The organism is Lachnoanaerobaculum orale (assembly GCF_003862485.1).
Classification (GTDB): Bacteria; Bacillota; Clostridia; order Lachnospirales; family Lachnospiraceae; genus Lachnoanaerobaculum; species Lachnoanaerobaculum orale.
The window spans coordinates 249896-273502 of record NZ_RRCM01000001.1 but is presented as its reverse complement, the minus strand read 5'-3'; the positions used below and the strand labels follow the sequence as shown (position 1 = coordinate 273502).

At 38.3% G+C, this 23607-nt stretch carries 22 protein-coding genes and 1 pseudogene; 5 read left to right on the top strand and 18 right to left on the bottom strand.

The features are described 5' to 3' along the window. The 3 genes from EHW90_RS01395 (at position 1) to EHW90_RS01385 (ending at position 2876) form a co-directional block, all read left to right on the top strand. Positions 1–651 (top strand): CoA transferase subunit A, encoded by a 651-nt coding sequence (locus EHW90_RS01395; RefSeq protein ID WP_009444991.1) that lies wholly within the window; start codon positions 1–3, stop codon positions 649–651. Next, on the top strand, positions 651–1295 hold the full coding sequence (locus EHW90_RS01390) for a 3-oxoacid CoA-transferase subunit B (protein WP_009444990.1): 645 nt from the start codon (positions 651–653) through the stop codon (positions 1293–1295). The genes EHW90_RS01395 and EHW90_RS01390 overlap by 1 nt, the downstream gene beginning before the upstream one ends. A gap of 219 nt (positions 1296–1514) precedes the next feature. Then, positions 1515–2876, top strand: coding sequence for a short-chain fatty acid transporter (locus EHW90_RS01385; protein ID WP_124950647.1), 1362 nt, complete (start codon positions 1515–1517; stop codon positions 2874–2876). 65 nt (positions 2877–2941) lie between these two features. Here the strand turns inward: EHW90_RS01385 and EHW90_RS01380 are convergent, their stop codons facing one another. Next, entirely contained in the window at positions 2942–3868 is a 927-nt protein-coding gene (locus EHW90_RS01380; RefSeq protein WP_124950645.1) for a calcium/sodium antiporter, read from the bottom strand. A gap of 291 nt (positions 3869–4159) precedes the next feature. Between EHW90_RS01380 and EHW90_RS01375 the strand changes: the two genes are divergently transcribed. After that, positions 4160–5056, top strand: a complete 897-nt coding sequence (locus EHW90_RS01375) for a polysaccharide deacetylase family protein (protein ID WP_124950643.1) — start codon at positions 4160–4162, stop codon at positions 5054–5056. A gap of 227 nt (positions 5057–5283) precedes the next feature. On the opposite strand, the gene EHW90_RS01370 is transcribed toward EHW90_RS01375, so the two are convergent. From EHW90_RS01370 to EHW90_RS01290, 17 genes are all read right to left on the bottom strand, one after another. Beyond that, positions 5284–5877, bottom strand: a complete 594-nt coding sequence (locus tag EHW90_RS01370) for a 3D domain-containing protein (protein ID WP_060931342.1) — start codon at positions 5875–5877, stop codon at positions 5284–5286. Positions 5878–6147: 270 nt separating this feature from the next. After that, complete coding sequence (locus tag EHW90_RS01365; protein ID WP_124950641.1) at positions 6148–6663, bottom strand: DsbA family oxidoreductase; 516 nt, start codon at positions 6661–6663, stop codon at positions 6148–6150. A gap of 186 nt (positions 6664–6849) precedes the next feature. Next, the gene (locus EHW90_RS01360; RefSeq protein ID WP_060931344.1) at positions 6850–7233 is read right to left on the bottom strand and encodes a heavy-metal-associated domain-containing protein; all 384 of its coding nucleotides are present in this window, start codon (positions 7231–7233) and stop codon (positions 6850–6852) included. Between the two features lie 76 nt (positions 7234–7309). Next, a complete protein-coding gene (locus EHW90_RS01355; RefSeq protein WP_124950639.1) occupies positions 7310–8566 on the bottom strand; it encodes an erythromycin esterase family protein in 1257 nt (418 codons plus the stop codon). Between the two features lie 10 nt (positions 8567–8576). After that, complete coding sequence (locus tag EHW90_RS01350; RefSeq protein ID WP_124950637.1) at positions 8577–9164, bottom strand: hypothetical protein; 588 nt, start codon at positions 9162–9164, stop codon at positions 8577–8579. Between the two features lie 55 nt (positions 9165–9219). Continuing rightward, on the bottom strand, positions 9220–10455 hold the full coding sequence (locus EHW90_RS01345; RefSeq protein WP_124950635.1) for an AI-2E family transporter: 1236 nt from the start codon (positions 10453–10455) through the stop codon (positions 9220–9222). Next, entirely contained in the window at positions 10456–11754 is a 1299-nt protein-coding gene (locus EHW90_RS01340) for a M18 family aminopeptidase (RefSeq protein ID WP_124950633.1), read from the bottom strand. Positions 11755–11830: 76 nt separating this feature from the next. Then, the gene (locus EHW90_RS01335) at positions 11831–13795 is read right to left on the bottom strand and encodes an ABC transporter permease (protein WP_124950631.1); all 1965 of its coding nucleotides are present in this window, start codon (positions 13793–13795) and stop codon (positions 11831–11833) included. Next, positions 13792–14550: an ABC transporter ATP-binding protein gene (locus EHW90_RS01330; RefSeq protein ID WP_124950629.1), complete on the bottom strand. Its 759-nt coding sequence runs from the start codon at positions 14548–14550 to the stop codon at positions 13792–13794. The genes EHW90_RS01335 and EHW90_RS01330 overlap by 4 nt, the downstream gene beginning before the upstream one ends. A 119-nt stretch (positions 14551–14669) precedes the next feature. Beyond that, positions 14670–15563, bottom strand: coding sequence for a sensor histidine kinase (locus tag EHW90_RS01325; RefSeq protein ID WP_124950627.1), 894 nt, complete (start codon positions 15561–15563; stop codon positions 14670–14672). Positions 15564–15565: 2 nt separating this feature from the next. Next, positions 15566–16237, bottom strand: a complete 672-nt coding sequence (locus EHW90_RS01320) for a response regulator transcription factor (protein WP_124950625.1) — start codon at positions 16235–16237, stop codon at positions 15566–15568. 4 nt (positions 16238–16241) lie between these two features. Beyond that, positions 16242–16838, bottom strand: a complete 597-nt coding sequence (yihA, locus tag EHW90_RS01315; RefSeq protein WP_124950623.1) for a ribosome biogenesis GTP-binding protein YihA/YsxC — start codon at positions 16836–16838, stop codon at positions 16242–16244. Between the two features lie 7 nt (positions 16839–16845). Beyond that, positions 16846–19140, bottom strand: coding sequence for an endopeptidase La (gene lon / locus EHW90_RS01310; protein ID WP_124950621.1), 2295 nt, complete (start codon positions 19138–19140; stop codon positions 16846–16848). A 50-nt stretch (positions 19141–19190) separates the two neighbouring features. Then, positions 19191–20474, bottom strand: coding sequence for an ATP-dependent Clp protease ATP-binding subunit ClpX (gene clpX / locus EHW90_RS01305; protein ID WP_124950619.1), 1284 nt, complete (start codon positions 20472–20474; stop codon positions 19191–19193). 9 nt (positions 20475–20483) lie between these two features. After that, positions 20484–21065 carry an ATP-dependent Clp endopeptidase proteolytic subunit ClpP gene (gene clpP, locus EHW90_RS01300; protein ID WP_060931356.1) on the bottom strand — a complete coding sequence of 194 codons (582 nt, stop codon included), beginning with the start codon at positions 21063–21065 and terminating at the stop codon, positions 20484–20486. A gap of 74 nt (positions 21066–21139) precedes the next feature. Continuing rightward, on the bottom strand, positions 21140–22426 hold the full coding sequence (tig, locus tag EHW90_RS01295; protein ID WP_040457900.1) for a trigger factor: 1287 nt from the start codon (positions 22424–22426) through the stop codon (positions 21140–21142). A 118-nt stretch (positions 22427–22544) separates the two neighbouring features. Continuing rightward, complete coding sequence (locus EHW90_RS01290; RefSeq protein ID WP_124950617.1) at positions 22545–23054, bottom strand: hypothetical protein; 510 nt, start codon at positions 23052–23054, stop codon at positions 22545–22547. A 297-nt stretch (positions 23055–23351) separates the two neighbouring features. Between EHW90_RS01290 and EHW90_RS13865 the strand changes: the two are divergent. After that, positions 23352–23607: pseudogene (locus EHW90_RS13865) on the top strand (IS1634 family transposase); the annotation flags it as partial.

Below are 23607 nucleotides of genomic sequence, written 5' to 3'. Positions count from 1 at the left end.
ATGAAGATAGTTTCAATCAAAGACGCTATTGCAAACATCCATGACGGCGCAACCATCATGGTAGGCGGTTTTTTGGCCTGCGGTACACCTGAACCGATCATTGACGCATTGGTTGAGAAGGGAGTAAAAGATTTAACACTTATATGTAATGATACCGCCACTCCTACAACCGGTATCGGTAAACTGGTTGCCAACAATCAGGTAAAAAAAGTTATTGCAACACATATAGGTACAAATCCTATAACAGGACAAAAGATGAATGACGGTACTATGGAGGTTGAGCTTTCTCCTCAGGGTACACTTGCAGAGAGAATCCGTTCAGGCGGTGCAGGACTTGGCGGCGTACTTACACCTACAGGTGTCGGTACCGAAGTTGCAGATGGTAAGCAGGTCATCAATATTGACGGCAAGGACTACCTCCTTGAGAAACCTCTCAGAGCCGACTTCGCTCTTATAGGTGCCACTATAGCCGATGAAAAGGGCAACTTATACTTCACAGCTACATCAAAGAACTTCAACACGGTTATGGCTACAGCTGCCGATGTTGTTATCGCAGGTGCAGACCTTATAGTTCCTGTAGGCGATATTCAGCCTGAGAATGTTGCAGTTCCGGCTATATTTGTAGATTATCTTGTAGGAGGTGAATCATAATGTCAAAAGAGAAAATTGCCAGACGAGTTGCTCGTGATTTACGTGATGGTGATGTGGTGAACTTAGGTATCGGACTTCCTACTATGGTAGCGGACTATGTTCCTGAAGGAATAGAGATTACACTTCAGTCAGAGAACGGTATTCTCGGTATGGGACCTCTTGCAGGTGAAGGACTTGCCAACAAATATCTTATCAATTCAGGCGGACAGAATGTAACAGTTTTACGTGGTGCTTCATACTTTGACAGTGCATTCTCATTTGCAATTATCCGCGGAGGACATGTGGATATGACAGTTCTCGGTGCATTGCAGGTAGATGAAAAAGGAAACCTTGCAAGCCATATAGTTCCGGGCAAAATGGTTCCGGGTATGGGCGGCGCTATGGACCTTGTTACAGGTTCAAAAAAGGTTGTCATCGCTATGACACATACTGCAAAAGACGGTTCACCTAAGATTTTGAAGTCTATCAATCTTCCGGCTACAGCTATACATGCGGTTGATGAGATTGTTACGGAGTTGGCTGTAATAGAAGTTACAGATGACGGTCTTGTACTTAAAGAAGTTGCTGAGGGCGTAAGCGTAGATGAAGTTATTGCAAAGACCGAAGCACCTTTGAAAGTTGCAGATGATTTAAAAACATTCTAATTTAAAGGCATTCTTATAAAAGCCTTTTACTTAAGAGACTTATATAATGTTTTACACATTAGGGATATGCTTACAGCCATATCCCTTTTTAAAGTTGGAATGCTTTTTATGAATTTTCGAGGCATTTTCATTTAATTTTTTATGAATATATAGTGGTTTTTTGGATTGTATTTTGATATAATGTTAATAATTAAACAATTCGTAAAAGGAGGCAGATAAATGTTTAAGAAATTTACAAACGCATGTGTAAATGTTGTTCAGAAGTATTTGCCGGATGCATTCATCTTCTGTATCATCCTTACTATTGTAGTTTTCCTGGCTGCATTACCTGTTACACGTATGATGCCTTGGGATGTAGCCGATGCTTGGGGTAAGGGTATCTGGAGTCTTTTGAAATTCTCTATGCAGATGGCTCTTGTACTGGTACTTGGTACCGCACTTGCTACCGCTCCACCGGTAAAAAGAGCGATAAATGCGGCGGCGGGAGTTCCGAAAAGTCCTACATCCGCAATCGTATTTATTACAGTGGTATCTATGATTGCCTGTTGGCTTAACTGGGGATTCGGACTTGTAGTAGGCGCAATACTTGCAAAGGAAATTGCAAAGAAGGTAAAGGGTGTCGACTACAGACTGCTTATCGCATCAGCATATTCAGGCTTTGTAATCTGGCACGCAGGTTTTTCAGGTTCAATACCGCTACAGCTTGCCTCATATACCGATGAGATAAACAAGCAGACCGCAGGCGCCGTAACCGAGTCTATCCCTACATCACAGACTATATTTTCAGCATGGAATCTTATCATTGTAGTGGCTATCATTATAGTAATAGCCTTTGTCAATGCGAAGATGCATCCGCTGCCTGAGGATACCGTAACTGTGGATCCTAAGCTGCTTGTAGAAGAAAAGGTTGAGCTGACCAAGGCCACCACACCGGCTGAGCATCTTGAGAACAGCCCTTTCCTTTCAATAATAACAGCTTTAATTGCTATTATTTACATTATACACTCTGTAGTTGTCAATAAGGGGCTGAACTTATCACTTGATGTTGTAAACCTTATCTTCCTTACACTTGGAATTATATTCCACGGAACTCCTATAAGCTATGTAAGAGCTATTACAGACGCTTCAAAGAGTGCAGGCGGTATCATCTTACAGTTCCCGTTCTACGCAGGTATCATGGGTATTATGACCGCTGCAGGTCCGAATGGACATTCACTTGCAGGTGCTATAAGCGATTTCTTTGTAAATATATCAACTCAGACTACATTCCCGCTGTTTACATTCCTCTCTGCAGGTATTGTAAACTTCTTCGTTCCTTCAGGCGGCGGACAGTGGGCTGTACAGGCTCCTATAGTAATGCCTGCAGGCAATTCAATAGGAGTTTCTCCGGCAGTATCCGCTATGGCTATTGCATGGGGTGACGCTTGGACAAATATGCTTCAACCTTTCTGGGCTTTGCCGGCTCTGGGTATTGCAGGACTTGGCGCCAGAGATATTATGGGTTACTGCGCTATAGTACTTATAGTGACAGGAGTAATCATAGGCTGCGGATTCTTATTCCTTGTGCCTTTCTTAGCATAAAACTTGCTTTAATGTAAAATAAAAACCGATTCTTATGAGTTATCTCAAAAAGAATCGGTTTATTTTTATCTCAAAATAATAAATACAGTATAAGCTATATAAGCTATAACCATGGCAAGACCTTCTTTTTTGGATATCTCACCGTCATTTTTAGCCAATATATAGACCATCAAGGTTGCACACAATAAAAAGAATGTATCATATACCGCTACCACATCCGCGCCTATAGGATTTAATACTGAAGAGAATGCCAGTATAAATATAATATTAAAGATATTTGAACCTATAACATTACCAAGTGCAAGACCGTTCTCACCCTTACTTGAAGCTACAATACTTGTCACAAGCTCAGGCAGTGAAGTACCTATCGCCACTATTGTAAGTCCAACCAATGTCTCACTCATTCCGAACATCAAAGCTATTTCTTTGGCGGACTCCACAACCTTGTCACCGCCTAATACTACAAGCACAAGACCTCCGACTATATAGACAATTGCCAAAGGCAGGGGCAGCTTTTTCTTGTTTTCATCCTTGTTGTCACTGCTTCCTTTAAGCGCAGACCTTACGGTATAAATCATATACACTATAAAAATTATAAGAAGTATCGCGCCCTCTATTCTGCCTATACCGCTTGTAAGGAATATAAAAGCAAGTGTTATAACGGTAATTATTATGTTTACCACATAGTCAAATTTTAAAAGCGACTTGTCCACAGGCATCGCATGTATTATTCCACATATACCCACTACCGCCAAAAGATTGAATATGTTTGAACCTATAACATTGTTAAGCGCTATCGCATTGCTTCCCTTCAGAGCCGCATCAATACTTACCGCCGCCTCCGGAGCGCTTGTTCCGAATGCCACTATTGTAAGACCTATTACAACAGAAGGCACATTGAGCTTTCTTGCCACCTGTGAAGCTCCCTCCACAAAGAAATTCGCTCCGCCTACAAGACATACAAAGCCTATAATCAGCCAAATATATACCATAATATTTTCCTTTTCATTTTGTTTTTGAACACACACATCATATATGTATATATTATAAATGTCAACAAAATCACATTATTTTAAATTACAGACCGAACTCATATTTATATGAATATCATAATTATGCTTTTATCATTCCTTTAAAAGTATTTAAGAAAAATATCAACACAAACCGCCTGTTATCTGCTATACTAATACAAGTTTCGAATACTCTGTGTGTCATCTACATTCTATATATCTCCGTAGATCTTACAAGACTCAGGGCATTCAATTTATCTAAGGAAGGTAGAAATGAAAAGAAGAAGTAGAAGAAAAAGACATAATTTTGTTGTGCCGATTATAGTATTGATTTTTTGCTGTATTTTTACAGCGATGGTTGCCTACGGTTGGAGTGCAAGAAAGAAAAATGTTAAAGTAGCGGACGCATCAAAGGACACTACAGAAACAACTGTAGAAGTAAATAACAGTGAGACCTCAAGTGAAGGTGAGATTTCAGCGGTATCCGAGAGCGAGACTTCTCAGAGTGCCGAAGAGACTACAGCCGCACCTGAGAGCAACCCGGGTCCGGATGAAAAGGTGGTTTACTTCACATTTGACGACGGTCCTTGGACAGGTACTCCAAGACTTTTAGATATATTGGACCAGTACAATATCAAGGCTTGTTTCTTTGTTACAGCACAGTATATGGATACTGAACCTCTGATAAATATGCTTAAGCAGATCAAAGACAGAGGACACAATGTAGCCGTTCACAGTTTGACACATAACTACAAAAAGATATATGCTTCTGTAGATGCTTTTATGGCGGACTATGACGCTATGGACGATCTTATTTTTAAAGCTACAGGTGAGCACAGTAAGATGCTTCGTTTCCCGGGCGGAAGTAATGCAAGCTACAACAAAGCTATAAGACCTCAGCTTTTACAGGCTGTCAGAGACAGAGGAATAGTATACTTTGACTGGAACTCATTTGACGGTGACGTAGAGGGCAAGAAAGGTCAGGAACTTATTGACCAGACTATCAAGCAGGTAAATGAGAATACTCATTCCATTTTGCTTATGCACGATATGCCGAGTACCGCATTCGTACATGATGCTCTCCCTACCATTATAGAGAGACTTAAGGCTGACGGATATAAGTTTGAGCTTCTTAACGAAAATACACCGCCAAGACAGTTTGCAAAATAAATAAAAGACTCTCGCAGGAAACTGCGGGAGTTTTTTAATACAAAAAAATTTTTACAATATAAAAAAGAGAAAACCGAATTGATTTTCTCTCTAATATCCCTTTTGCAAACGTATTAATCATATCTTCTTAACGAAGTGTAGACAATAATCCTATATTGTCTTGTTACCTGCTTGTAACTGTCTAACCTATTCACATATTAACTTATTTGCTATCTCTTGGTCTTAAATTATTTATTCTGACTTGCCTGTCTCTCGGCTCTTCTTGCCAAAATCGCATCAATCTTTTGCTGAGCGTCTTTTGCATCACCCTCTACGACATAAAGCTCAGGGTATCTTACTCCATGTGCTCTGGCCTCACTGTCATTGTTCATGAAGATGTCGATGGTCTTTCCCTTAATATTGCCACCTGTATCTTCCACTACATAGATAGTATCACTGTCTCCGATACGAACTCTGGTTCCTCTCGGAAGCACCGACCAGTCCGCAGCTATAGTTCTTCCTACAGTAGGTCTTGTACCTGCAGTAGTAATATTGGAAGGATCTGTATCAAGTGAGTAAGCATATGCTTTGAACTTACCTACAGATCTGCCTCTTGCAGATGCTCTTAAGGCAGCTATCTCCTCATCCTCCTTCGCTACAAGTTCAGCCTCCTGCTGTTGTTTATAAGAGTCAAGTGTTGTTTCGTACTGATCCGCATTAAGACCGAATGCAGGACCTGTAACATAATCCACTTCCGCCTGTGTAGCCGCATATGCACTTCCGGCCATCATAGCTGAAAAAACAGATGCAACTAAAATTATCTTCTTAAAGTTGTTTTTCATTTACTTCCTTTCTTGCAAAGAACGAATCTTTTGTTCGTCGGGATACCTTTATTATATTACATAAATGTTAAATGTCAATAAGAAAATGTTGCAATCTTTTTGCAAAGCGGTAATTGGAGCTTTTTGGTCTAATTTTTTAGGCTATTATATATATAAAAAGCCATATTACAATATAATTTTTATATATTGTAATATGGCTTGAATTTTGCTAAAGTAAAAACTTTGTGAAATATTTTCTAAGTAACTTTTGTGAAAACTACCAAAATCACTTTACTTATCGTTTACAGCCAGCTTAAAAAGCTCTGAAACTTTGCTGATAGGAACCAATAATCCGCCTCCTGATGCCGCAATCGTATCACCGTATACATATGAAGGCACTGCCGGAATACCCAGTGTATCCCAAACCTCGATATTTGAATCTTCCACCTTCTTTGCGTTCTTATTTGCAGCTAAAAGCTCCAAAACATCTTCTCTCTTTGCACCTGCCTGCTCGGCAATGTCTGCCAAAAGTTCCTTATCATCAATTCTTTGCTGATTTTCAAAATGTGCTTCAAACACCAAATTATTGTATTTCTTTATATTGAAACCGTTCTCCGCAATATAAAAACCTACCTGTGCAGCCAAATCCGAATGTACTCTTGCAGGTTCGGGTCTTGGATGTGCCTCACATGGAGACCACTCCACCTCCACACTCTTATAATCCGGTAAAATATCTTGAAGCTCTCCTATTCCTTTGTAACAAAAAGGGCATGTGTAATCATAAAATACTTTAATCTTCTTTGACATAAATTTCCTTTCCAATGCAAAATATGAATTAAATCGTAAGATAATCTTATACATTGTGATATTCATTATGCATTAACAAATATATTGTACTGTCTATTATAACATATTTATATTATCAGCGCTATATTATGCCAATTTTATTTGATTTTAAATAAGCTTTCAAATTTTAATCTCTATTTTACAATTTTAGTATGTAGATTTTCTCTTTAATACCAAATATCCTGCATCAGATACAGCCTTTGAAAGTTTTTCAATATCAGGCTTATCCTTTAAAAGTACTGTCGCCATATTGTCCTCAAGGCTGACGCTTGCCCAAGTACCGTCAAGTGCATTGAGTGCATTCTCGACATTTCTTACACAGTTGCCACAGCTCATACCGTCTATTGCAAGCTTTGCTTCATACGGATAATGTGACTTGTCTCTGTCCTTAACCTTTATCGACTTTGTAGTTTCTTCATGTTCAGGGCAACAATCTCCACCCTTTTTCAGCTTTTTGATATAGTTTGCGATTCCGAAAACCACCAATGCCGCAATGACAACTATTATAACTATATTTATTACATTGTTCATAAAAAACCTCCCAGTTAGAATTTACTAACTAGGAGTATATCACTTTGCTTTCAAAAAGCAAGTTAATCTGAAAATTTTAATTTATTATCTCTATAGGCTCACCTTCGTATACAAAAATCATTGCATTATACAGACCGCTTGGAATCGCCTTAGGCCTGTAACTGCTCTGTACTATCCTCATCATCCATGTATATCCTTCTCCAAGTGTTCCCATTCTTAACGGAGAGTTTATCATGCTGTATAGACTGTCTCCCTCCTTTATATCGGAAAAGTCCAATAAATACTGCTTATCCTTTGCAAATCTTGCCTGTGCCGCAAGCGGATCGGCTGAAATAAAACTTTGTATACTTCTGTTTTTCTTCTGAAAATTCTTTATATTGTCCGTAACCTTCCAAAAATCTGTACCTATACAGTAGTAAGCGTCTTTAAGATCATTTGATAAAACGGCTCCCATAGATGTATAGCCGTTACCTATCTTTGCTATATGTCCGTCATGTGCGGCTATAACAAGCTTTCCGCTACCTATTTTCTTTTCAATATTCAAAACGGTCTCTATATTCCCTGCCATATCACTGTCTCTGAGAGTATAAATTGATTCATCACTTTTAGTAAAAGTCTCCATTGACTGTCTTACAGTATTTAACTCAAATACCGCATCTCTGTCATCGGCATTTGACACATCTATATCGCCGATTTTTTCTTTCAAGCTGTTGACAAAATCAATAGCAGCTTTTGCACTCTCTACGCTTACCTCACCTTTTTCTATGCAGTCCAAATTTTTATCAAATTCTTCTGCACTTGTAAGTCCCTTTGATGTGCAGTAACTTTTTAAAAACTCATAACTTGTTTCAGGATTTTGCATATCAAAGCCGTAGAATCTAAGCTTATCGCCCTCATCAGCGGTACTGTTGTATTCTCTCATCCATGAAATAAGCTCTTCCATCTGCTTTGTATGATATATAGGAAATGAAAATGTCTTTACAATACTTTCTATATCTCCGTCACCGCCTTGAATATATCTGTTTATTGTGGCACACTCACCATAGTCAGCCTCAAGTGCAAAAGCTCTGAAGTCGTAATCTTTCACCATTTTCTTTAATACCGAAAGTTTAAGTTCCTGAAAGTCCTTACAACCGTGAGCCGCCTCTCCTATCGCAACTACATTTACATTATCCGAAATTTTGATATCGTCTACAGTCTTCATATATGAATTTATATCCGCTATTTTTTTATGAGCACTTATATCTTCGACCTTAAATCTGCCAAACCACAGGCCGGATGCTACCAATATAATAACTACAAAACCAAGTAATATTCTCTTTAATGTCTTCATATCTCGTCTCCTATGCTTTTATAAGTTCATACAATTTCTTGGACCATTCATCATCCGACTGTTTTAATAAAGGTTTTAAAAGAAGCAGCACCTGTTTTGAATAGTAGTAAAAGCTGTAATACAAATCATCCGGAAATACATCACCTTCATCCCATCTCATTTCATCCTCTTCCTCATCATAAACTTCAGACCAAAGATACTTTTCAGAAAGCATATCTTTAAAGTGAGGTAAGGGATCCGGATGTTCCATATCTTCTACAATATTTACCGCTTCAACTATATATCCGAACAATTCCGCAAGCTCCGGTACAAGATATGTCGCTACAGGGTTTTTATCTCTGTCCTCTAAAGCCTTTTTAAAGACTTTGTATAGGAATATACAGGCAAAAGGTGTTGCTTGCCAAAGTGTATCCTGATGTTCTATATTTACAGCAATCTCATTTCCTGCCTCTTCCACATCTTCTTTGCTTTTCATCTTAAAAAGCACATCAAAATACTTATCAAAATCCGTAGCTCTTTTATAAGCAGTGGTAAGCCTGTGCCAAGGTATATCCCCGGCCTTTACATTTTCTATATATTGTAAGTTTTCTTTTGTCATTTTTCCTCCTAAAAAATCACCCCTCATTGTCTTTATCAAATGAGGGGTAAATAAATTATTCCAATTTTATATATTTTTTGCTTTCTTCATCTATATAGTCAAGATCCATGTAATGTTTGCTGTCAGGCTCCAATCCCTTTTTCTTTAAAAAATGTTCTGAAACCCTGCTTATACTCCTGTATATTATAGCCCAAGTAGGCACAGCTATTATCATACCTACAATGCCGAAAAGTCCTCCAAAGAGCAATATGGAAAACAGTACCCAAAAGCTTGGAAGACCTGTAGTCTGTCCGAGTATCTTAGGTCCGATAATATTTCCGTCCACCTGCTGCAATACCAAAATCCATACTGCAAACTGAAGTGCCGTAACAGGTGAAACAAGCAGCAACAATACTATACTTGGAATCGCACCTATAAAAGGTCCGAAGAAAGGTATAACATTGGTTACACCTACCACCACGCTTATAAGCAGAGCATAAGGCATATGTATTATCACCATAAAGAAATAGTTTATTATTCCTATTATGATGGAGTCTATTATCTTACCTACAATAAACTTTTCAAACATATTCTTGATATATCTGGCTTCCGTAACTATCTCATTGCCTATCTTTACACCTGCAAGTGAATACACAATCTTTTTGGCCTGTGATGAAAGTGTAGTCTTCATATTGAGAAGATACATCATTACCATCATACCGATAATGATATTTACCACCACACCCAGTGCATTCATTACACCGCTTGATAAGTTCTTGATATATGTATTTACATTCGGCAGTACGGTAGTGGTCGCGATATCGCTTATCCTCTCGCTTATATCCTGATAGTTGCCTATTACAAGCTTTTCAAGGTCAGGATTTTTATTGAGTATATCCTTTAACCAATTTTCCAAATTGCTCATTCCGTCAGGAGCATAACCGATAACATTTGTGATACTGTTTACAAGCTCCGGTATTATCATCATTATAAGAGCAAATATCACAAATATAAGTATGATAAGACAAGCCAAAGTAGCTATAAACTTTGCCCATTTTCCCGATTTCTTCCACTTAGGAAAAAATGAGGAGAGTATCTCCTCCACCCATGCGCTTATCCTGTCGTATACAGGTGCCATCAAAAATGCCATAACCACACCGTAAAGTACTGATGAAACTGTTGATACTACAGTCTTTAGTGCCGAGGCGATGATTCCGAGCTTACTGAAAATCAAAGATATGACAAGTGCTATAACAATTACCGCAACTGCTGTAATACCCCATTTAAAGTATATTTCGTTCTTATCCTTCATCTATACCTCTAAAGACACCTTATCATCTTTTATATCAATATTTGTCTCAAAGAATGCTCTAAGCGCTTCTATCGCATACTCCACATCCTTGGCTCCTGCCGTTTCATATGCCGAGTGCATAGCAAGTTGCGGCAAACCTATATCTACGGCATTCATACTTACAGCCGTATTTGAAAGATTGCCAAGCGTTGAACCTCCTATGATGTCGCTTCTGTTTGCAAAAGTCTGATACGGAATATTGTTCTTATCAAGAATCTTTTTTAACACGGCTCTGCTGAACGCATCTGTAGTGTACTTCTGATTTGCACTCTCTTTGATTGCAATTCCTTTGTTTAGAACCGGTCTGTTCTTCACATCAAAAAACTCAGGGTGATTCGGATGAATTGCATGTGCATTGTCACAGCTTATAAGCATACTCTTTGCTATAGCTCTGTAGTAGTCCTCATCGGATTTTCCAAGTGCTTTGTTTATCCTGTTAAGTGTGCTCACAAGGAATGTGGACATTGCACCCTGCTTTGTCACGGAGCCAACCTCCTCATTGTCAAATACCGCAAAGACATTGATATGATTATTGTTATTTGCCTCAATAAAGCCAAGCAGTGATGTGTATACACACTCAAGGTCGTCAAGTCTTCCGCTTGATATAAGTTCGTTGTCATAGCCTATAACTGTAGCCTTTTGTCTGTTTACAAGGTACAAATCCTTTGCAAGTATGGCCTCAGGCTTAACACCCAGCTCCTTTGCAAGCATCTTGTCAAAATCGGCTTCACTTAGATTGCCTGCACTGAATACCGGCAACATATCCACTTGATTGTTGAAAGCAAATCCCTTATTGATTTCTCTATTAAAATGTATAGGTACATTCGGAATAATTAACAGGTCTTTATCTATAAAAAGCAGTCTCGTCTCTATGCCGCATCCGGTATCCACCATCACTCTTCCTGCAAGTGTGAGAGGCTTATCAAGCCATGTGGCATCAATCATTCCGCCATAGGCTTCAACATTTAACTTAAGGTAGCCGTTTGACTCTATTATCGGTCTGTCCTTTAACTTAAATGTAGGCGAATCCGAATGTGCCGCACTTATTTGAAAGTGATAATCTCCGTTTGCTATATCAAAGGCGATAAGACTTGACGAATTCCTCTTTGTATAGTACTTTCCCGCTCTTATATTCCACTTTTCATTTTCAGGTAAATATATATACCCGCTGTCTTTTAAAACTTTTTCACATTCATTTATTGCATGAAACATTGTCACTGATGAATCCAAAAAATTCATCAAATCCTTTAAAATCTCCATACAGCCTCTTTCTATGGTAATATTTGGTCAAATCCCTTTGACCTTAAGTTTACATTATACCATAGAAAGATTAAATTTACTCAACTATCTTTTCATAAACCCTTGATGTAAGCCCGAAGATAATAAAATATATAAACGCAAATATTGCAATTACAGATACCAGACATATCACATACAGTGAAACATCTCCTACTCCGAACAGACCCAAAAGCCTGAATATTATCTTTGATGCCACAATGCAATGAATCGTTGCTACAATAAGCGGTGCATAAAACATCCACCCGATCTGTGACGCGGTTGTCTTTCTTATCAAATCATCTGAAAGCCCCAGTTTTTTCATAATCTGATACTTTTCTCTATCCTCATAGCCTTCACTGATCTGCTTATAGTAAGTAATCAAAACAGTTCCTGTAAGGAATATAACGCCTATCAATACCCCAAGGAATAAAAATCCTCCGTTTATCTCATACTGATTGTGTATCATCTCACTACGACTGCTTACATCATACACACTTCTGCCATCACCTGTAAGCTGATTCTTTATGCCGTCTTTAAGCTTTACCAATGTATCCTCATATTCCTTATCATCTACTCCGTCTACATCCCAATATACACTGCAATTTATATCTGTTCCGCCCAAAGCCTCTCTTAAAAAATCCAGAGTAGCCATATCCTTAACGACAATACTGTATCCCTCTACTCCTGAATATTCATAAGGAAATATACTGTCTATTTTTCTGACCTTAAAATCTCTGTCTCCTATTTTTAATGTGTCACCGATTTTATTATTTTTATTATCTCCCAGTAAAATTTCTCCGTCATCAAGTTTAATATTTTGATGTGTTCTCCCATTGTATCCGTCAAGGTCACTTGCAATTACAAATATAGGGTCAGCTTTGCTGTCTCTTTGATATTCAGCTATTGTATCACCCATTCTTACGGCAGCTGTAGTCATATAAAATGTAGTGTACTCATTTTTAATCATTGACGCATCAGGCACACTTGACTCCACAAGGCTTTGCAGTCTCTTTGCCATATCCTCATTGCTTATATTCTCACTGCCGGCTTCAATCTTATATTCTCTGGGCATTATACCGTCTCCAAGCTTTACATAGTTTGAGTATATCGCTACCGTAGTGGAAAGACTGATGATAACTCCGGCACTTAGAATTGATATACTTGCAAGTGATATCGCATTGCCCTTCATTCTGTATAAAAGACCGCTGATACTCAAAAATTTCTTAGGTGTATAAAAGCTCTTATTATTTCTTTGTGCCTTTAAAATAAATACCGTAAAAGTTGCGTACAAAAGATAAGTCGCAAATATTGTGGCAATCACCGCTACAAAGAAATAGTTAATAGAGGAAAGCAATCCGCCTACAAACAGTGCAATACCGTAACCTACTGCCAGCAATATAAATCCTGCAAGCATTATTATGATTCTTGACTTAGGTTCCCCCTCACCTTTGTGAGTTCTCTGTAAAAGTTCCATAGGTGTGGACATATATATTCTGAATCCGCTTACGATAATAACAATCAGGTAAAGAATAACTGTCAAAACTGTAGTATTTATAAGTGCCGAAATACTGAAAGTATAGTCCATCAGCCTTCCGGACACATCTCTCATTAAAAAGTTTAAAAACAAAAAGCAAAGCTGACCGAATATATATCCTCCGACTACTCCCATTATCCATATGATTGCAAAGAGTATAAAAAATTCAATACCGATAATCTTGCCTACATGTTTTTTCTCAAGTCCCAGAATGCCGTACAGTGCAAACTCCTTATTCCTCCTCTTTAACCAGAAATTTATAGCATACTGTATAAATATAAATGTAAATATTGCCAGAATAACTATTCCGAACTTTATAAGTGTCGGCAAAACCACATGTCTTGTTCTTACATAATTGTTATTTACCAAGCTTGACATTACATTAAAAAGTATCAGCATTATTCCTGATGACAGCACAAAGGGAATTTCAAGTAATTTATTTGCTCTTAAGTTTTGCAGCGCAAACTTTTTTGCCATTGAAAAACTCATATTTTCTCACCTCTGCCAAGCATAAACTCACTCTGATTTATTCTTTCCATAAAGTCACTCTGAGATTCATTTTCACCTCTGTATATCTCATGAAATACAACTCCGTCTTTGATAAACAAAACTCTCTTTGCATAGGATGCCGCACGAAGTGAATGAGTCACCATCAAAACGGTCTGACCGTGTTCGTTGACCTGACGGAACAGATTCAAAATCATCTCGGAAGATGTGGAATCAAGTGCTCCTGTAGGCTCATCCGCCAACAAAAGCGCAGGCTTTGTAATAACGGCCCTTGCAATAGCTATCCTCTGTTTTTGTCCTCCCGATACTTCATAGGGATATTTATCAAGCAGCTCCCCTATACCGAGCCTGTCTTTGATTTCATCAAGCCTCTCATCCATCAAAGATACTTTTTCCTCTGAAAGTACAAGCGGCAGATAAATATTGTCCTTATTACAAAACTGATCCAACAGGTTGAAATCCTGAAATACAAATCCCAGCTCTTTTCTGCGAAATCTTGCAATCTCGTTGCTTTTTAAAGTGGCAATGTTTTTGCCGTTTAAACTTAAGACGCCTGATGTAGCCTTATCAAGTGTAGCTATTATATTTAAAAGAGTTGTCTTACCGGCTCCCGACTCACCCATTATAGAAATGAACTCACCCTTTTCTACCGAGAAGTTCACTCCTTTCAGCGCCTCCGTTGTTATATCCTTTGTTTTATATATTTTTTTAATATTCTTACATTCCAATATTGCCATGTTTACCTCCTTTATATCGACTATTTTACATTCAATTTTTCTTGCCTGCATTTATCTAATATGACAAAATCCGGTTTAATCTTACAATCTTGTAAGTTTAGACCGGATTTTAAATAATTTTATCTGTTTTTAAATATAAATGAGAACTCACTTCCGATATTTACCTTTGATTCCACCTCAATTGTAATACCCAGAAGCAGTGCAATCTTCCCTACCATATAAAGTCCAAGACCGCTTGACTTTTCATTTAATCTGCCGTTAAAGCCCGAGTAGCCCCTGTCAAAGATTTTCTTTATATCACTTGAAGGGATTCCTATTCCTGTATCCTTTACGGTCAGCTTATTGGTTTTATTATCATAGAGTATAGTGATTTCACCCGACTTTGTATACTTCAGTGCATTTGAAATCACCTGTTCCAAAAGTATGGAAAGCCATTTCGTATCACTAACTACTTTAGCTTCCGTTTTTTTATAGTTTAACTTTATCTTCTTTTCAATAAAGATAATTGAGTATTTTTTTATTACACCGCTTATTATACTGTCCAAGTCCGCTTCACAGATGTCCATATCCGAAGCCCTTGTTTTCAGCTTCAAATAATTCATAGCCATATTTGTATAATCTTCTATATAAAAAATCTGTTCCTTAAGTCTGTAATCGGCATCCGGCTTTCCAAGTATCAGATTACACACCGTGATAGGCGTCTTTATCTGATGTATCCAAAGCAGAAAATATTCTTCCAAATCATTTCTTTCTTCAATCATCTTATTTCTTAGAGTTTTATTTTCTATTTGGATATTTTCCATTTCCTGTAAGATATTCTCTTCTTTTACATAGTTCATCCACTCTTTGATAAGAAAGATAAGCATACAAAATAATATAATTTCAAGACTCAAGATAAAATATTGCATATCAAGATTTGCAAATAAAAATACCCCTCCGAATACAAGGCATGTGCATAGAAGGGTAATAAAAATACGGTATTCACTTTTTAAAAAAGACCACAATCTGTTCATATCTACCTCATAAGATAATATCCGATACCTTTTTTCGTCTGTATAAGATCCTTATAACCTACGGCATCAAGCTTTTTCCTGAGCCTCGCAATATTCACCGCAAGGGTGTTGTCGTCAATAAAATCATCTCCCTGCCAGCAGTGATTCATTATATCCTCTCTCCTTGCAATTTGACCCTTTATAGAAAACATTGCTTCAAGTATAAGCAGCTCGGTCTTTGTAAGGTCTATCTCAAATCCTTCTCCGCTAAGCTTTGCCCTTGAAGTATCAAGACTTATTCCTTCAAATGTCATTTTATCACTTTGCATCGTGTATTCATAAGTTCTTCTTAGGATCGCCTGTATCTTTACTCTGGTCAGACTGATATCAATCGGCTTTGTAATATAGTCGTCCGCTCCGAATTGCATTGCGGATACCATATCCGGCGAATTATTGTGTGAAGAGATGAAAATTATAGGCACATTTGAGTTTTGTCTGATTTTTTGAGTCCAATAAAAACCGTTATAATACGGCAAAGTGATATCCATAAGTACAAGGTCCGACTTAAACTCTTCTATCTCAGCTGCCACATTGTTAAAGTCTTTCACAGACATTGTTTCATATCCCCACGCTCTGAGTTCATCTCCCAAAAGCTCCACTATATTTTCATCATCTTCCACAATAAATATCTTCATTTAATTAAACCTGTTCTCCTGCTAAAAGATTCTCTATAAAATCATATATCTCTTCTTTTCCCTGCTTGGTCTGTGATGAGAAAGGTATAAGTACACCTTCCTTAGGCAGTCCAAGCCCTTCTCTTACAATCTTCACACATTTAGCCACCTGACTTCTTTTTAGCTTATCAAGCTTTGTAGCTATGATTACAGGTTGATAACCGTTATGCAAAATCCATTCATACATCTGCTTGTCGTTCTTACTCGGCTCATGCCTTATATCTATCAGTAAAAAGATACATTTTATCTGCTTTGAGGTGTGAAGATACTTTTCAATCATCTTACCCCATTTGGCCTTGGTTTCAATATTTGCATTGGCATAACCGTATCCCGGCAAATCCACAAAGTATATTTCATCATTCACTTTGTAGTAGTTTATAGTCTGCGTCTTTCCGGGCTGACTTGATGTCCTTGCAAGCGACTTTCTGTTCATAAGTGCATTTATCAGTGACGATTTTCCTACATTTGACTTGCCTGCAAAGACCAGTTCAGGCTCACTGTTTTCGGGAAACTTACTTGTTATACCGCATACAGTCTCAAGCTGTGCTTTTTTTATTATCATAAACACCTCACTTAACCAGTGCTACATCCAATACTTCTCTTATATCGCTTACATATACTATCTTAAGTCCGTCTGTAATCTCATTTGAAAGTTCCGCAATATCGGCTTCATTCTCCTTAGGCACACATACAGTCTTTACACCTGCAAGCTTCGCAGCCAAAAGTTTTTCTTTCAGACCTCCTATAGGAAGTACTCTGCCTCGAAGTGTTATCTCACCTGTCATTGCCACATCCGCTCTCACCTTTTTACCTGTGATTGCGGATATTATGGCGGTAGTCATAGTTACACCCGCACTCGGTCCATCCTTAGGAACGGCACCTTCAGGTATATGCAGATGAATGTCGTTTTTCTCAAAGAAATCATCTTCTATAGCATATTCCTTTGCCATACTTCTTACAAGACTCTTTGCAATGCCTGCGCTCTCCTTCATGACATCACCCATATTTCCGGTAAGTGTAAGAGTTCCTTTGCCGGACATTATATTCACTTCAATACTGAGAGTATCGCCGCCCACACTTGTCCACGCAAGTCCTGTCACCACTCCGACCTTAGGCTCTTTTTCCACCTCATCATATCTGACTTTTTCTTTTCCGAGGTACTTAAATACACTCTTTTCGCTGATTTTGAAGCTTTTTTTGCCCTCAAGCGACTCTCTGGCACATTTTCTGCAAATGTCGCCGATTCGCCTTGAGAGGTTTCTCACTCCGGCCTCTCTGGTGTAGTTATGTATTATCTTTCTTATCGCCTTGTCGCTGAAACTTATCTGCACATCCTTAAGACCGTTTGCTTCTATTTCCTTAGGCACCAGATACTTCTTTGCAATATGAAACTTCTCATTCTCGGTATAAGAACTTATCTCTATGATATCCATTCTGTCAAGGAGAGGTCTCGGAATCGTATCCAGAGTGTTTGCCGTGGCTATAAATAAAACCTTTGACAAATCCAGAGGTATCTCAAGGTATCTGTCTCTAAAGGTCTTGTTTTGCTCACCGTCCAGTACTTCAAGTAACGCTGATGACACATCTCCTTTATAATCTCTTGATGTCTTGTCTATCTCGTCCAATAAAAGCAGAGGATTCTCCACCTTTGCATTCTTTATTGCTTCCACTATTCTGCCCGGCATAGCACCTACATATGTTCTTCTGTGTCCTCTGATTTCAGCCTCATCGCCTACACCTCCAAGGCTTATTCTCACATACTTTCTGCCAAGCGCCTTTGCAACACTCTTTGCAATGGAAGTCTTACCTGTTCCCGGAGGTCCCACAAGGCAGAGTATAGGTGAATTTCCGTCAGGATTTAATATCCTTACAGACAGATATTCTAAAATTCTGTCCTTAACCTTTTCAAGACCGTAGTGGTCCTCGTCAAGGATTTTCTTTGCACGAAGTATATCATTGATATCTTCACTTTCTTTTCCGAAAGGCATTTCAAAGACAGTATCCAAATATGTTCTGATAACATTCCCCTCAGGGCCGTTGTTGGCGGAAGTATTTAGCCTTAAAATATCTTTTTTAAGTTTTTCCTTGTACTCCTCAGGTAATTTTATATTCTCAAGCTTCTCTTCATATTCATCTGTAATATTCTCATAGCCGCTGTTCTTTGCCATTTCATTTTGAATCACTTTAAGATGCTCTCTGAGAATATAATCTCTTTGATTTTTTGAAATATCCTTATCCACTTCAGACTTGATTCTGTCTGAAATCTCTTTTCTGTCTATTGCCTCGCTCATTATCTCCATAAGAAGCATTGATTCTTCTATAGGAGTCTTGGCGGCATTGATTATCTTTCTCTTTTCATAGTTTAAATTGAGTGCAAGTCTGAGTCCGTCCAATAGCTCCGGCAAAGACTTTACAGCCAGTAAGTCGTTAAGGAAATTCTTTCTGAATCTCTCGTTTACATCACTGTATCCCCTCATTGTAAGGTGAAGACTTCTTATCATCCTGTCAAAGCCTTCTTCAGATTCCACATACTCCTCCACATCGGCTTCATACTCGTTAGGGGCGATGCAATCCATTGATTTTAATTTTCCTCTTCTTACTGCCCTTACCAAAACCTCCGTTACACCGTTGTCCTTTTCATTCACACTCTCTACCTTTGCAATAACACCGTTGGTCTCAGTGTATGCGCTGTCTTTTCTTTCATTGTCGTCATCCGATTTGAATCTTAACAGAAACAACTCTTCATCATTGTCATAGGCTTCAAGCTGTACCTTCAGTTTTTCTCTGTCGTCAGCTGAAAACCCTATCACCTCTCCCGGAAAGATTACCTGCCCCTTTATCAATATTGTTTTTAATCTGTTCATTTACTCCCTATATATACAATACCCCCGGTATAGCCGAGGGTAAGTAAATTCTAAGCGCTTTCGCTGTTTTCATTAGTTGCTTTTATCTTTTTTGCTCTTACAGATTTATCTCTGTATACAATATCAGGCTCACCACCGTCTATTGTCTCTTTTGTGATGGTACAGATACCGATATTCGGGTCTGAAGGTATCTCATACATCATATCAGTCATAACGCCTTCAAGTATGGATCTTAAACCTCTTGCACCGATTTTTCTTTCAAGTGCAAGGTTGGCCACCTCTTCAACCGCAGATTGATCAAACTCAAGCTTAACGTCATCAATCTCAAACAGCTTTTGATACTGCTTTGTGATGGCGTTCTTAGGCTTGGTCATTATCTGTATAAGCGCTTCCTTGTCAAGCATATCAAGTGATACCGTAACAGGTACACGACCTATAAACTCAGGTATAAGTCCGAACTTGGTCAAATCTCCCGGAAGTACCATCTTGAAAAGCTCGTCTATAGACTTTGAGTTTTTCTCAACCACATCCGAATTGAATCCGATGCTTCCCTTTGAGAGTCTGTTCTCAACTATCTTTTCAAGCCCGTCAAAAGCTCCGCCACAGATAAACAATATATTTGTGGTATCTATCTGTATAAGCTCCTGCTGCGGATGCTTTCTGCCGCCCTGTGGCGGTACCGAAGCAATACTTCCTTCAAGTATCTTAAGCAGTGCCTGCTGTACGCCTTCACCCGATACATCTCTGGTGATTGATACATTTTCAGACTTCTTTGTTATCTTATCAATCTCATCTATATAAATAATGCCGTATTCGGCTCTCTTTACATCACCGTCGGCCGCCTGAATAAGCTTAAGAAGAATATTCTCGACATCTTCTCCGACATAACCGGCCTCTGTAAGTGTGGTAGCGTCCGCAATCGCAAACGGAACATTCAAAATCTTTGCAAGAGTCTGTGCCAAATATGTCTTACCTGAACCTGTAGGTCCAAGCATCAAGATATTACTCTTTTGGATTTCCACCTCTGAGCTTTTCTTTGATTTAATTCTCTTATAATGATTGTATACCGCTACGGACAATACCTTCTTCGCATCATCCTGTCCGATAACATAATCATCCAAAAACTTCTTGATTTCCTTAGGTTTTAAGAGATTTATATCATTTGAAGCATCATAGTAATCGGATACTCCGTCAAGCTCCTCTTCAAGTATTTCAGAACATAATTCTATACATTCATCACAAATATACACTCCGTTCGGACCTGAAAGAAGTCGTCTGACCTGATCTGATGTTTTTCCACAAAATGAGCAACATATTTTGTCCTTGTTGGCCATAATACCTCCTTAGTGGTGTTCTATAACCTTATCTATAATACCATAGGCAAGAGCCTCCTCGGCAGACATATAATTGTCTCTCTCGGTATCTCTTTCTATGACCTCAATCGGCTGATTTGTATTCTCAGCCAAAATCTTATTCAATTTTTCTTTTGTCTTTAAAATCTGTTCTGCGACAATCTTAATCTCTGTAGCCTGTCCCTGTGCACCGCCTGAAGGCTGATGTATCATAATCTCTGCATTCGGAAGAGCATATCTCTTGCCCTTTGTTCCGCCTGCAAGTAAGAAAGCTCCCATACTTGCCGCCATACCCATACAGATGGTGGATACATCACATTTTACATACTGCATTGTATCATATATCGCCATACCGGCTACAACACTTCCGCCCGGGCTGTTTATATAAAGATTTATATCCTTTGTAGGGTCTTCAGACTCAAGGAAAAGAATCTGTGCCACTACAAGACTTGCGGTAACATCATTTACCTCTTCTCCAAGGAATATTATTCTATCTTTTAATAGTCTTGAGTATATATCAAAAGCTCTCTCGCCTCTGCTTGTAGACTCAATGACTGTAGGTACTAAACTCATAAAACTCCTATCTAAATTGCATCCTTTAATACTCCAATAAGCCAGCCTGAGGCTGACTTATCTTCACTAATACATTATACTAATTTAGCATTTTCTACCAAAAAGTCAATTGCTTTTTGAACTGCGAGATCGTCAGCCATCTGCTTTCTCTCATTCTCACCGAAGAATCCCTTAATCTTCTCAAGTTCCATCTTGTAAGAATCCGCAATCTTCTGAAGCTCCGCATTTATCTCATCTTCGCTAACCTGAATGTTTTCTTTCTTAGCTACTTCTTCAAGCACAAGTCTTGTCTTAATCTGCTTTAAAGCCTGTGGTTTGAACTGATTATTAAGGTCCGCTTTTGACATACCTGTTATCTGAAGATACTGATCAAGTGTGATACCCTGACTCTGCATTCTTCTGCCGTAGTCCGCTACAAGTCCTTCAACCTGTGCATCTACCATAGGATCCGGAATATCCATAGTTGAAGTCTCGATAAGCTTATCAACTATAGCATTCTCATTCTCTGTTGCCGCTCTCTTTGCCTTAGCCTCTGAAAGCTGCTTTCTCAAGTCTTCCTTGTACTCATCCATTGTATCAAACTCGCTGATCTCGCTTGCGAAATCATCATCAAGCTCAGGAAGCTCTTTCTTCTGGATTTCCTTTACCTTACAAGCAAATACTGCTGCCTTGCCTGCAAGATCCTTCATCTGATAGTTCTCAGGGAATGTAATATTTACATCGAAGTCCTCACCTGCATTATGTCCGATTATCTGATCCTCAAATCCCGGAATAAATGTACCTGAACCGATAACAAGCGGATAATCCTCGCCCTTACCGCCGTCAAATGCTACTCCGTCAATCTTTCCTTCAAAGTCAAGTGTGATATTGTCACCGTTTTCTACAGGTCTGCCTTCAACTGTGATAAGTCTTGCATTCTTCTCCTGCTCGCTCTTAAGTGCGCTTGCGATATCATCGTCATTTACAACTTCATCAGCCTTCTTTACTTCGATACCCTTGTACTCGCCAAGCTCCACCTCAGGTCTTACCGCAATCAATGCCTCATATACGAAATCCTCGCCCTTTTTAGCGTTCTTGATTTCTATCTGAGGTCTTGAAACTATCTCAAGCTCACTCTCTCTTGCAGCACTTGGATATGATGCATCAAGTACGAAGTCTATAGCATCCGGAATCAGGCTGTCTGCGCCATACATCTTCTCAAAAACATCCTGTGTAACATGTCCTTTTCTAAAGCCCGGAACATTGAATCTATTTTTATTTTTCTTAAAGGAATCAGCTATAGCCTTGTCAAATTCTTTTGCATCTACTGTGACTGTAAGCTTTGCCATATTTTTTTCTAATTTTTGTACTTCTACACTCATTAAAGTTTCTCCTTGTTTCATAAATGCCTTCAAGAGGCACATCTGGTATGCTATTATACCATAAACATAGCCCTCATACAACTGTGATTAAAAAGTTTCAATATTATTTATGTAAAAATTATTTATCGCATGTGACTGCTAAACAACCTGCAGCATAATCACTCTCTTTGTAAAGGCTTAAAGGCATTACAAGAATATCCTTCACCCTGCTGCCATACTCCTTTATATAGCGTTCTCTATCTTCAGGTGAATAATCATATATACCTGCCGAATAGGTGTGTCCGCCCTGCAAATCTACTTCAAACTGCAAATTTTCAGTCTTTATATTTATATTTTTACCTGCAGCACCTACCGCCGTGGTTTCAAAAACACCCTCAAAGCTGTGTTTACCCGCATCAAGAGCCACAACCTTTTCCATACTCTCACCTGTAGTTGTATCAAACTGCGAAATATCATTTCCGTCAATCTTTAAATTTTTTCCATATAAATGCACAATGGCTCTGTCTTTATTATTATTATTAAATTCATTAGCCTTAGCCTGTCTCTTTTTATTAAAGCTCATCATAATAACAAAGAGTACCGCCCAAATTACCACTACTACCGCAACAATCAAAATCGTGTTATTCATAATTTCTCCAAGATATTTTTTTCTACACTTTATATATTAAAAGCACGAACATTATAACAAATATAAGTCAAATGTACAATATTCCTATACCTGTTATATACAAATATTTCCTTTAATTGTTGTGAAAAATTATGTATACTCGGGTCTTTGACAGTTTGTTTACATAAATAAGCTTCAAAAAAGTCTCACAACCCGCATATAGCCTATATTTCTTAGTTGAAAAATTTGTCAAAATTTTCGTTTTATTATATAGTATTTTATAGTATTGTGTGGTATAATAGGGGTTGGAGGTTCCCTATGAAAGTTACTACATCAAAATCAAAAAATGCTGAGTCATTCTATATTTCTAAAAGTTTCATTAATGACAAAGGTGTTAGCACCTCTGTTAATGTACGCAAACTTGGTACGCTTGCTGATTTATTAAAAAAGCACGGACCTACCAGAGATGATGTAATGGAATGGGCTCGTGCTGAGGCAAGACTTGAAACACAAAAATATAAAGAAGAAAAAACAGTAAATATTTCTTTTAACTCCAATAAAAGACTTCAACCTC

What these genes read in the sequence shown, in the direction of transcription:
- EHW90_RS01395 (WP_009444991.1), top strand. Translation starts at nt 1, where the DNA reads ATGAAGATAGTTTCAATCAAAGACGCTATTGCAAACATCCATGACGGC.
- EHW90_RS01390 (WP_009444990.1), top strand. Translation starts at nt 651, where the DNA reads ATGTCAAAAGAGAAAATTGCCAGACGAGTTGCTCGTGATTTACGTGAT.
- EHW90_RS01385 (WP_124950647.1), top strand. Translation starts at nt 1,515, where the DNA reads ATGTTTAAGAAATTTACAAACGCATGTGTAAATGTTGTTCAGAAGTAT.
- EHW90_RS01380 (WP_124950645.1), bottom strand. Translation starts at nt 3,868, where the DNA reads ATGGTATATATTTGGCTGATTATAGGCTTTGTATGTCTTGTAGGCGGA.
- EHW90_RS01375 (WP_124950643.1), top strand. Translation starts at nt 4,160, where the DNA reads ATGAAAAGAAGAAGTAGAAGAAAAAGACATAATTTTGTTGTGCCGATT.
- EHW90_RS01370 (WP_060931342.1), bottom strand. Translation starts at nt 5,877, where the DNA reads ATGAAAAACAACTTTAAGAAGATAATTTTAGTTGCATCTGTTTTTTCA.
- EHW90_RS01365 (WP_124950641.1), bottom strand. Translation starts at nt 6,663, where the DNA reads ATGTCAAAGAAGATTAAAGTATTTTATGATTACACATGCCCTTTTTGT.
- EHW90_RS01360 (WP_060931344.1), bottom strand. Translation starts at nt 7,233, where the DNA reads ATGAACAATGTAATAAATATAGTTATAATAGTTGTCATTGCGGCATTG.
- EHW90_RS01355 (WP_124950639.1), bottom strand. Translation starts at nt 8,566, where the DNA reads ATGAAGACATTAAAGAGAATATTACTTGGTTTTGTAGTTATTATATTG.
- EHW90_RS01350 (WP_124950637.1), bottom strand. Translation starts at nt 9,164, where the DNA reads ATGACAAAAGAAAACTTACAATATATAGAAAATGTAAAGGCCGGGGAT.
- EHW90_RS01345 (WP_124950635.1), bottom strand. Translation starts at nt 10,455, where the DNA reads ATGAAGGATAAGAACGAAATATACTTTAAATGGGGTATTACAGCAGTT.
- EHW90_RS01340 (WP_124950633.1), bottom strand. Translation starts at nt 11,754, where the DNA reads ATGGAGATTTTAAAGGATTTGATGAATTTTTTGGATTCATCAGTGACA.
- EHW90_RS01335 (WP_124950631.1), bottom strand. Translation starts at nt 13,795, where the DNA reads ATGAGTTTTTCAATGGCAAAAAAGTTTGCGCTGCAAAACTTAAGAGCA.
- EHW90_RS01330 (WP_124950629.1), bottom strand. Translation starts at nt 14,550, where the DNA reads ATGGCAATATTGGAATGTAAGAATATTAAAAAAATATATAAAACAAAG.
- EHW90_RS01325 (WP_124950627.1), bottom strand. Translation starts at nt 15,563, where the DNA reads ATGAACAGATTGTGGTCTTTTTTAAAAAGTGAATACCGTATTTTTATT.
- EHW90_RS01320 (WP_124950625.1), bottom strand. Translation starts at nt 16,237, where the DNA reads ATGAAGATATTTATTGTGGAAGATGATGAAAATATAGTGGAGCTTTTG.
- yihA (WP_124950623.1), bottom strand. Translation starts at nt 16,838, where the DNA reads ATGATAATAAAAAAAGCACAGCTTGAGACTGTATGCGGTATAACAAGT.
- lon (WP_124950621.1), bottom strand. Translation starts at nt 19,140, where the DNA reads ATGAACAGATTAAAAACAATATTGATAAAGGGGCAGGTAATCTTTCCG.
- clpX (WP_124950619.1), bottom strand. Translation starts at nt 20,474, where the DNA reads ATGGCCAACAAGGACAAAATATGTTGCTCATTTTGTGGAAAAACATCA.
- clpP (WP_060931356.1), bottom strand. Translation starts at nt 21,065, where the DNA reads ATGAGTTTAGTACCTACAGTCATTGAGTCTACAAGCAGAGGCGAGAGA.
- tig (WP_040457900.1), bottom strand. Translation starts at nt 22,426, where the DNA reads ATGAGTGTAGAAGTACAAAAATTAGAAAAAAATATGGCAAAGCTTACA.
- EHW90_RS01290 (WP_124950617.1), bottom strand. Translation starts at nt 23,054, where the DNA reads ATGAATAACACGATTTTGATTGTTGCGGTAGTAGTGGTAATTTGGGCG.